9 protein-coding genes are annotated in these 9,206 nt (G+C 71.3%); 3 read left to right on the plus strand and 6 right to left on the minus strand.

The genetic code is table 11. The features are described 5' to 3' along the window. Positions 1–165: 165 nt before the first annotated feature. The 5 genes from ACQUQ1_RS21095 to ACQUQ1_RS21115 form a co-directional block, all read right to left on the minus strand. Positions 166–1,224, minus strand: a complete 1,059-nt coding sequence (locus ACQUQ1_RS21095; protein ID WP_435066208.1) for a TrmB family transcriptional regulator — start codon at positions 1,222–1,224, stop codon at positions 166–168. A gap of 24 nt (positions 1,225–1,248) precedes the next feature. Continuing rightward, a complete protein-coding gene (locus tag ACQUQ1_RS21100; protein WP_435066209.1) occupies positions 1,249–2,409 on the minus strand; it encodes an ABC transporter ATP-binding protein in 1,161 nt (386 codons plus the stop codon). Between the two features lie 62 nt (positions 2,410–2,471). After that, positions 2,472–2,921: a hypothetical protein gene (locus ACQUQ1_RS21105; RefSeq protein ID WP_435066210.1), complete on the minus strand. Its 450-nt coding sequence runs from the start codon at positions 2,919–2,921 to the stop codon at positions 2,472–2,474. Then, the gene (locus tag ACQUQ1_RS21110) at positions 2,918–3,610 is read right to left on the minus strand and encodes a hypothetical protein (RefSeq protein ID WP_435066211.1); all 693 of its coding nucleotides are present in this window, start codon (positions 3,608–3,610) and stop codon (positions 2,918–2,920) included. Before ACQUQ1_RS21110 ends, ACQUQ1_RS21105 begins: the two co-directional genes overlap by 4 nt. A gap of 25 nt (positions 3,611–3,635) precedes the next feature. Further along, on the minus strand, positions 3,636–5,567 hold the full coding sequence (locus ACQUQ1_RS21115; RefSeq protein ID WP_435066212.1) for an MGH1-like glycoside hydrolase domain-containing protein: 1,932 nt from the start codon (positions 5,565–5,567) through the stop codon (positions 3,636–3,638). Between the two features lie 107 nt (positions 5,568–5,674). Between ACQUQ1_RS21115 and ACQUQ1_RS21120 the strand changes: the two genes are divergently transcribed. From ACQUQ1_RS21120 to ACQUQ1_RS21130, 3 genes are read left to right on the plus strand one after another with little or no spacing between them, the layout of a single operon-like run. Next, positions 5,675–7,039 carry an ABC transporter substrate-binding protein gene (locus ACQUQ1_RS21120; protein WP_435066213.1) on the plus strand — a complete coding sequence of 455 codons (1,365 nt, stop codon included), beginning with the start codon at positions 5,675–5,677 and terminating at the stop codon, positions 7,037–7,039. Positions 7,040–7,043: 4 nt separating this feature from the next. Next, positions 7,044–8,063 carry a carbohydrate ABC transporter permease gene (locus ACQUQ1_RS21125; protein WP_435066214.1) on the plus strand — a complete coding sequence of 340 codons (1,020 nt, stop codon included), beginning with the start codon at positions 7,044–7,046 and terminating at the stop codon, positions 8,061–8,063. Beyond that, on the plus strand, positions 8,063–8,929 hold the full coding sequence (locus ACQUQ1_RS21130) for a carbohydrate ABC transporter permease (protein WP_435066215.1): 867 nt from the start codon (positions 8,063–8,065) through the stop codon (positions 8,927–8,929). Before ACQUQ1_RS21125 ends, ACQUQ1_RS21130 begins: the two co-directional genes overlap by 1 nt. A gap of 67 nt (positions 8,930–8,996) precedes the next feature. Here the strand turns inward: ACQUQ1_RS21130 and ACQUQ1_RS21135 are convergent. Further along, positions 8,997–9,206, minus strand: a 210-nt coding sequence (locus tag ACQUQ1_RS21135) for a DUF7474 family protein (protein WP_435066216.1), incomplete at its 5' end; no start/stop codon positions are given.

Raw genomic sequence — 9,206 nt, forward strand, 5'->3', positions numbered from 1 at the left:
CGGCGGGGTCGTCGCCGCCGGCGGACGCCGGCGGCACCTCGGCGTCGGGGGCGGTTCCCGCGCGGGGAGTGGTCACGGCGGATACAGCGGCTACGGGATGTTAGCGGTTGCGAGGCGCGGCCCGTCGTCGCCGGACCGGACGTCCCGTCCCGGGCCCTCCGGCGGCTACCGGATCTCCTCCACGACGAACCGGTGTGCCTCGACGTCTTCGAGCATCGCCCCCCAGCCGCCGACGGTGACGGTCCCGTCGGGCGTCTCCAGGTCGATCACCGCCTCGTCCGTGAACGAGGCGAGCGTCGGACCGTCCTCCCCGCCCGTGGTGTAGGTGACGTCGACGACCCGGCCGGTGAGTTCCCGGTCGGTCCCGTCGCTGCGCGACTGTCCATAGACGGTGAGCACGACCTCGCGGCCGTCGTCGACGGCCGGCCGGATGCTCCGGATGCACTCCCGGATGTTGGTGTAGGTCCGGGGCGGCCCCTCCTCGCGCGCGCTGTACACGCGCGGCCACGGCTCCCAGAACGCCGTCTGGAAGTACCAGTCGAACATCCGCGACAGCGAGTAGTCGTTGACGAGGAGGCCGTACTCCTGGCTCGGGTGCAGCGACTCCTCGGGGGTGAAGCACGCCGACATCCGGTCGGCCAGCAGGAGGAACGGCGTCGGGAGGTGTCGGTGTCGCGCCTCGGTGACCGCGCCGTCGAGATCCGGGTCCGGGAGCGTCTCCACGCCGGTGAGGGTCAGCTTGACGACGACGCCCCGGTCGACGGCGTCGGCCAGCTCCGCCCGGAAATCAGCGAACCGGTCGGGCGTCACGGCGATCTCGATCTCGTTGTGCGCGTCGGCGATCCGCTCGCGCGCGCGCTCGTAGACGCTCGATACCGGCCGGATCACGCTCACGCGGTGGTTCTCGACGGTCGGCTCCTCCCAGCGCTCGCGCAGCTCCGACCCCGCCTCGGTGACGGTGTCGGCGTACGTCTCCAGCTCCGCGATCACCTCCTCGGGGTCCCGCGCGCGGGCGTGGAGGCTCCCCCGCTCGTACGTCTCGACGTAGCCGCGCCCCTCCAGGTTCCTGAGCACGTCGTACACCCGCGCCTGGGGGACGTCCGCCGCGTCGGCGATCTCCGTGGCCGAGGCGCTCCCGAGTTCGAGCACCGCGACGTACGTCTTCGCCTCGTACTGGGTGAGGCCGACGTCCTCGAGCGTCGAGCGGAGGGTCTCCGTCTCCATGGACTCGAATGCGGGCGGACGGCGTTAAAGCGTCGTTCCTTCCGGAAGGCCTTCGGTCCCGACGGCGCGGTTGAACACCGCCTCCCCGTCCCCGCCGTCGAACGCGTGGACCCGGTCGCGCGGGAACCGCAGCCTGACCGTCCGTCCGGACGACACCTCGTACTCCCCGGGGACCGACGCGACGACCTCCTCGCCCGCCACGTCGACGTGCAGCAGGTTCTCCCGCCCCATCGGCTCGACCACCTCGACCGTGCCGACGGCCGTCGCCGGCCCGGACTCGCTCGCGAGCTCCACGTCCTCCGGGCGGACGCCGAGCGTCACCGAGCCGCGGTCGCCGAGCGCCTCGACCTGGTCGTCGGCGAACCCGTACGTCAGGTCGCCGAGCGATCCCACGCCCGTCTGCGGGTCGTAGCGCAGGTCCAGGAAGTTCATCGAGGGCGACCCGATGAACCCGGCGACGAACCGGTTCGCGGGCTCGTGGTAACACTCCAGGGGCGTGCCGAGCTGCTGGAGCCGTCCGTCGTCGAGGACGGCGATGCGGTCGCCCATCGTCATCGCCTCCGTCTGGTCGTGGGTGACGTAGACGGTCGCGACGCCCAGTCGCTCGTGGAGCTGCTGGAGCTCGGTCCGCATCTCCGTCCGCAGTTTCGCGTCGAGATTCGACAGCGGCTCGTCCATGAGGAACACCTCCGGCTCGCGGACGATGGCGCGCCCGAGCGCGACCCGCTGCTTCTGGCCGCCCGAGAGGGCGTCGGGGCGTCTGTCGAGGAGGTCGTCGATGTCGAGCAGCTCCGCGGTCTCCCGGACGCGGGCGTCGACCTCGTCCTCGGGCAGGTCCGTCGTCATCTCGAGCCCGAAGCGCATGTTCTCGGCGACGGTCTTGTGCGGGTACAGCGCGTAGTTCTGGAACACCATCGCGATGTCGCGGTCCTTCGGCTTCGTCTCGTTGACGACGGTTCCGCCGATCCGGACTTCCCCGTCGGTGACCGTTTCGAGCCCCGCCAGCAGCCGCAGCGTCGTCGACTTCCCGCACCCCGACGGCCCGACGAGCACCAGGAACTCGCCGTCCCGGACGTCGATGTCCAGGTCATCGACGGCGACCACGTCCCCGCCATCGGCCTCGAAGGTCTTCGTCACGCCGTCGTACTCGACGGTGGGGCCTCCCCCCCGGTCGGCTCGCGCCATGGTCTACCACGACCCACGGATCCCCGGAACTTAGTTGTTACTACTGTAGTAGTGTAAATGGCTCACCCGCCGTAGCCGACCAGCCACGGGAGAAACGAGGGGGCGAGGTACAGGAACCACTGGGCGGCCCACGCGACGCCCAGCAGCAGCAGCCCCCACGGCGTGGAGCCGACGGTCGGGCGGACGGGCCAGGCGGCGCCCTCGTGGCTCATCTCCCGGGGGTAGACGAAGTCCGCGAGCAGGTGTAGGGTCATCCCCAGCGCGAGGAAGTGGACGGCCGCGGCGACCGGCGGGCTCAACACGCCGACCCGGTCGGCGACGGCGTACGCGAGGGCGGGCACGAGCGGCGTGTGGAGGACCCACGACCGGTGGAACCGCTCGGAGACGGTGTCGACCTCCGGGAGGAGAACTCCGGCGACCAGCGGCACGGCGACGGCCGGATGGTGACCGACCGCGACCGCGAGGAAGGCCGCCGGGACCGCGCTCGCGACGTGGACCCGTCGGTCGGTCATCGCTCCCCCTCCGCGAGCAGTTCGCCGCGGTACGCCTTCACGACCCGGATCGCGCCGCCGCCGGCCGTCTCCTCGTAGGCGACGACCTCTAGGACGGCCAGCAGCCCGGGCAGCAACAGCACGACCGCGACGCCGAGCCCGAGGCACAGCGCCGTCACGAGCGCGAAGAACAGCGCGTGCAACGCCGAGAACGCCGGCGTCTCGAGGAGGTGGCGTCCGGCGTCCCACAGCGCCCGCGGGGCGGCGGGAGCGTCCTCGCGCACGAGGAGGGTCGCCGCCCGGAACGTCGCGACGCAGACGGCGACCAGCGCGTACACCCCGACCACGGCCCCGAGCAGGAGGGGGCCGCTCCGGGTCGCGACCGCGACCCCGGCGTACCAGCCCGTGACCGCGGCCACCGCGAGCGGCGGGACGCTCAGCCACAGCCCCCGCCGGAACTGCCCCCGGACCGTCGCGGCGAACAGCCGGAGGCGGTCGCGCTCGCTCCGCGTCTCACCCGCGGTCCGGCCGGCGACGCCGTCGTGCGTCGCAGCCGCGATCCCGAGCACCGCCGGGCCGACGGTGACGAGCGGCGCCGCCACGAGCCAGAACGCGACGCTGAGCGCGACCACGCTCGTCAGGTCGGCGTAGGAGGCGCGGCCGAAGGCGGCGAGCGCGCCGGCGGGGTCGAGGGTCGGACGCTGGCTCACGGTGCCCTCACCGCCGTGCGGGCGGTTATGGTTTCCCCCGCGGGCGCCCGGCCTCGCCCACGTCGCCGTCGACGGCCCGGGCGCACGCGAGCGGCGCGGCGGCCGCCCACGCCTGCGGCTCGCACGCCTCGCCGTACGTGACGGGCACGTCCGTCCGCTCGCGGTCGAACCCCGCGAACAGCTCGGGGAGTCGGTCGTTCCCGCGGGTCCGCGCGGCCGCGACGAGCCCCTCGGCGATCCGTTCGGCCCCGTCCGTCCGGCCGTACCGGGCCATCCCGAGCGCGACCAGCGAGTTGTCGTGGGGCCACACGCTCCCGAGGTGGTAGCTCTGCGGGTTGAACGCCCCGTGGCTGGCGGCGAACGTCCGCACCCCCCACCCCGTGAACATGTCCGGCGCGAGCAGCCGGTCGACCACCGCGTCCGCGCGCTCCTCGGGGACGATCCCGCTCCACAGGCAGTGGCCGGGGTTCGTCGTCACCGACGGGATCGGCGTCCCGTCGCCGTCGACGGCGACGGCGTAGAACTCCTCGTCCGACAGCCAGAACCGCGCGTCGAACCGCTGCCGGAGGGACTCGGCCGTGCGTTCGAGGACCCCGGCCCGGTCGCGCTCGCCGACCTCGTTCGCGATGTCGGCGCCCCGACGCAGCGCGTCGTAGGCGTACCCCTGGACCTCCGCCGCCGCCAGGTCCCCGCTCGGGTGCGCGCCGTCGGGGTAGACGATCCCGTCGTTGCTGTCCTTCCAGGAGACGTGGCGGAGCCGGCCGTCGCCGTCGTCGTCGTCGACCGGGTACGTGAGGAAGCCGCCGTCGCCGACGCCGGAGCGCTCGAGCCACCCGAGCGCCGCGCTCACCGCGGGCCACAGGTCCCGCAGGAACGCGTCGTCGCCGGTCCGCCGCCACACCTCGTGGACCACGACGACGAACAGCGGCGTCGCGTCGATCGTCCCGTAGTACGGGCGGTGGGGGACCAGCCCCCGGGCCGCGAGCTCCCCGTGGCGGACCTCGTGGAGTATCTTCCCCGGCTCCGCCTCGCGCTCCGAGTCCGTCTCGGTCGCCCGGTGGGCCGCGAGGTACCGGCACGTCCCCTTCGCGATCCCGGTCGACAGCGGCATCGCCTGGTAGGCCGCGATGAGCGAGTCGCGCCCGAACGCCGTCGCGAACCAGGGGACGCCCGCAGAGAGGATCGGCCCGTGCTCGGTCTCCTGACGGAGTTCGAGCAGGTTCTCCCGGCTCTCGCGCAACACGTCGTCCCACCCGTCCCCCCGGGTCGGCAGCGACGCGTCGGCCCGCCAGCCGCGGACGCGGTCGCGGACCGCCGCGCGGGCGTCCGCGACCGCGGACCCGGCGTCGTCGACGCCGTCGACGGCGACCGCGAGGGGGAGCGTCCGGGTCTCCCCGGGCGGGAGGTCGACCGTCGCCTCGACCGTCCCGTCGGCGCGGTCGCCGCCCCGTGCCGTCGCGGAGACGGCGGCGTCGCCGCCGACCGCGACCCCGACCGTCCGCTCGTACGCCAGGTCCGTCGGGGCGTACCGGAACGACAGCCCGCGGTCGGTCGTCGTCGCCTCGATCGAGCGGTCGACCGCCGAGCCCATCCCCCGGACCTCGAACAGGTCGTCGAAGCGCGTGCCCAGCGAGAGCGTCACGGTCACCTCGGCCCGCTCGTCGTCGAGGTTCGAGACGGAGACGAGCTCGTACAGGCCGTCGGAGACGAACTGCCGTCGGGCGACGTGCCGACCGCGTGCGCCGGCGTGCAGGGGCGTGCCGAGGTGCAGCAGCCGCTCGCCGGGACGGGGCTCGGCGACGTCGAGCGTCTCCAGCCCGTCGGCGACGGAGAGCTCGTACCGGTCCAGGTGACGGACGTCGCGGTGGTAGAACCCGTCGTGAGCGCGGGTCGGCCGGCCGTCCCCGTCGGTGACGAGGAACGTCGACCCGGCGACGACCGTGCTGTCGCGTTTCATGATGCGCGCTAACCGGGGGGCGGCAGTTAAGCGCACCGCTTGTTACTACTAGAGTAGTTCAACAGGCGAAACAATTAAGTACCAATGTTCGTACGTGGGGAACGAGCATGACAGATAGCGGCACGGACGGACGGAGCACGCGACGGCGGTTCGTCGCCGGGATGGGGAGCGCGGGAACGGCGGCGCTGTTGGCCGGCTGTACCTCCGGCGGCGGTGGCGACGGCAGCGGCGGCGGCGGCGGCACCGGCGAGGGCGCGGACGGCGACACGCCGACCGCCGGCGGGGGGACGACCGAGTCCTTCGACGCCGACCTGACGCTGTCGGGGTGGGCCGCCAACAACGAGGAGTCCGCGCTACTCGAGGAACTGATCGCCGACTTCGAGGCCGAGCACGAGGGCATCTCGGTCGACTACAGTCCGGTCCAGTCGAAGTACAAACAGAAGATCAAGACGCAACTGGGCGCAGGGAACGCCCCCGACGTGTTCTACGTCGACTCGGGGTACTTCCCGTCGTTCGCGTCCGCGGGGGTGTTGCTGTCGCTCGACGACCTCGCGGGCTCGGGGGGGTACAGCACCGACGACTTCTTCGACCCCCTGCTGGAGGCGTTCCGGTTCGACGGCACCCTCTACGGGGTGCCGAAGGACTTCTCCACGCTCGGGCTGTTCCACAACACCGCGATGTTCGAGGAGGCGGGCGTCGAGCCGCCGGAGACGTGGTCGGATCTCCGGACCGCGCTGTCGGCGCTGAACGAGAACGTCACGGGCGACTCGTTCAAGACGCCGATGGTCGAGTACGCCAACGGCCGGTCGTGGTGGGCGTTCCTGTACCAGAACGGCGGGCAGGTGCTCTCCGACGACGGGAGCGAGGCGGTCTTCGCCTCCGACGCCGGCGTCGAGGCGCTGGAGTACTTGGTCGGCCTCAAGGAGGACGGGCTCCTCGCGGTGCCGAGCGAGCTCGGCGCGGGGTGGCACGGCGCCGCCCTCGCGAGCGAGGAGGTCGCGACCGCGATCCTCGGCCCGTGGGGGCTCCCGTTCATCGAGGGGTACGAGAAGAACGAGGGGATCGATGACCGGATCGACGTGGCCCACCTCCCTACCCCCGGCGGCGGGCAGAAGGCGACGATCGCGTACACGGTATCCTACAGCGTCTCCGCGAACACGGACGCCCCCGGCGCCGCGAAGGAACTCGTCCGAAGCCTCACGAGCGACGAGGGCATGGCCGAGTGGGCCCGCAAGGGGCTGGCGCTGTCGGCCCGGAAGTCCCACCGAGACCTCGACTACTACGACGAACACCCCCGCCGGAAGACGCTGCTCGAGGCCGGCGAGTGGTCGCGGCCGTTCTCGTTCGGGCCCGAGAGCGAGTCGATCGCCAACCGGATCCGCCCCGAACTGGAGGCGGCGATGCTCGGCGAGAAGTCGCCCGCGGACGCGCTGTCGACGGCACAGAAGAAGATCAACAGCGAGGTCCTGTGAGGCGATGGCGACCGAACCCGGACGGTCGACCGTCGAGGACGCCGCCGAGAGCCTCCGGGCCGCGCTCGGCCGCGTCAAGGCGGCCGTCGGGGTCACCGAGGACCAGAACAACCTCATGGGGTTCGCCTTCGTGGCGCCCAACATCGTCGTCTTCTCGGCGTTCCTCCTGGGCCCGGTGCTGTACGCGTTCTACATCTCCTTTCAGCAGTGGAGCATCCTCGCCGGCGCCGGCGAGTGGGTCGGCCTCGCGAACTACGTCGAGGTGCTCCGCCCGCTTCCGGTGACCCTCGCGGACGGCGGCCTCCGGTGGCGCCCGGAGGTGTTCACCTCCCCGTCCGCGAACCTGTGGTGGTACTCGCTGAAGAACACCTTCGTGTACGCGATCGGGACGGTCCCGCTGCAGATCTTCGGCGGGCTGGCGGTCGCGCTCATGCTGGACCGGCGGGTCCGGTTCAAGAAGGCGTACCGCGCGGCGTACTTCATGCCGGTGATGCTGTCGGGCGCCGCCTCGGCGGTGATGTGGCGGTGGTTCCTCGCGGGCGACGGCGTGATAAACGGCCTGCTCCCCTCGTTCCTCGAACACAACTGGGCGGGGGACCCCGGAACCGCCCTCGGCGGCGTGATGCTGATGGCGATCTGGGGCGGGATCGGCTCGAACATGATATTCTTCCTCGCCGGCCTCCAGAACATCCCGGAGGAACTGTACGAGGCCGCCCGGATCGACGGCGCGAGCCGCTGGCACCGGTTCCGGCACGTGACCTGGCCCAGCCTCGGCAACACGAACTTCTTCGTGTTCGTGATGGCGATCATCTCGGCGTTCCAGGTGTTCGGCATCGCGCTGGTGTTCTCACAGGGCGGCCCGGTGTACGCGACGACGACGACGGTGCTGCTCATCTACCAGCGCGCCTTCGAGGAGGGCGCCTTCGGCGAGGGCGCCGCGATGGCGTTCCTGCTGTTCTGTCTCATCTTCGCGTTCAGCTACTACCAGTACCGCTACCGCGACGAGACGGAGGTGGACTACTGATGGCCCGCTCCGACTACGAGTACCCGGGGTACGACCGCAGCGGCGTCCGCTACTGGTCGAAGACGACCCTTCTGTACGTCCTCGTCACCGCGGGCGCGCTGTGGATGACGCTCCCGTTCTGGTGGACGCTCACCACGTCGCTGTCGGCGGAGCCCACGGCGGCGACGGTGTCGTTCGTCCCGGCGGCGTTCACGCTGGAGAACTTCGTGACGCTGTGGGAGCGGCCGGACATCCTGCTCGTCCGGTGGTTCCTCAACACCGTGATCTTCGCGGTCGCGGTGACCGCGTTCAACCTCACGTTCGACTCGCTCGCGGGGTACGCCCTCGCGAAGGTCGACTTCTGGGGGCGCGAGAAGCTGTTCCTCGGGTTCATCTCGACGATGATGATCCCGGGGATGGTGACGCTCATTCCGGTGTACCTCATCCTCGTCGAGCTCGGCTGGGTGAACACCTACCAGGGGCTGATCGCGCCGCTGGCGGCCCAGCCGCTGGGGATCTTCCTCCTGCGTCAGCACTTCAAGAGCCTGCCGTCGGCCCTCGGCGACGCGGCGAAGATCGACGGCTGCAACGAGTTCCAGACGTTCTACAAGATCTACCTCCCGCTGGCGAAGCCGGCGCTCGCGACGCTCGGGATCTTCACGTTCATGGGCGCGTGGAACAACTTCCAGTGGCCGCTCATCATCGCGAACGACTCGGAGATGTACACGCTCCCGATCGCGCTGTTCGCGGTCCGCAACCAGTACTTCGCCGAGTGGGGACTGATGATGGCCGCCGCGCTCATCATCGTCGCCCCGGTGATCGTCGCGTTCCTCGCGGCGCAGAACTACTTCATCCGGGGGATGAGCCTCTCCGGGATGAAGGGGTAGCCGGGGTCGGTCACTCCCCCGCCGGCCGTGTCCACCCGACGCTTCGTCTCCACGCTCCCGCCCCCGCTCACCCGTGTCGCTCGATCACTCGCTTTGCGGCCTGCGCCTTCTCCTTCCAGCCGTAGCCGGCCTCGTACACGTGGCGCTTCTTGTCGACCAGTTCCTCGGGGCTGGACTCCTCGAAGCCGCCGCGGTCCCAGGTCCCCGACGTGTGGAGCCACTCGACGACGTTCTGCCGGGTCTCCTCCCACGAGAGGCCCACCATCTCGTACCAGGC

The sequence above is a fragment of the Halobaculum sp. EA56 genome (assembly GCF_051195075.1).
Taxonomy (GTDB): domain Archaea; phylum Halobacteriota; class Halobacteria; order Halobacteriales; family Haloferacaceae; genus Halobaculum.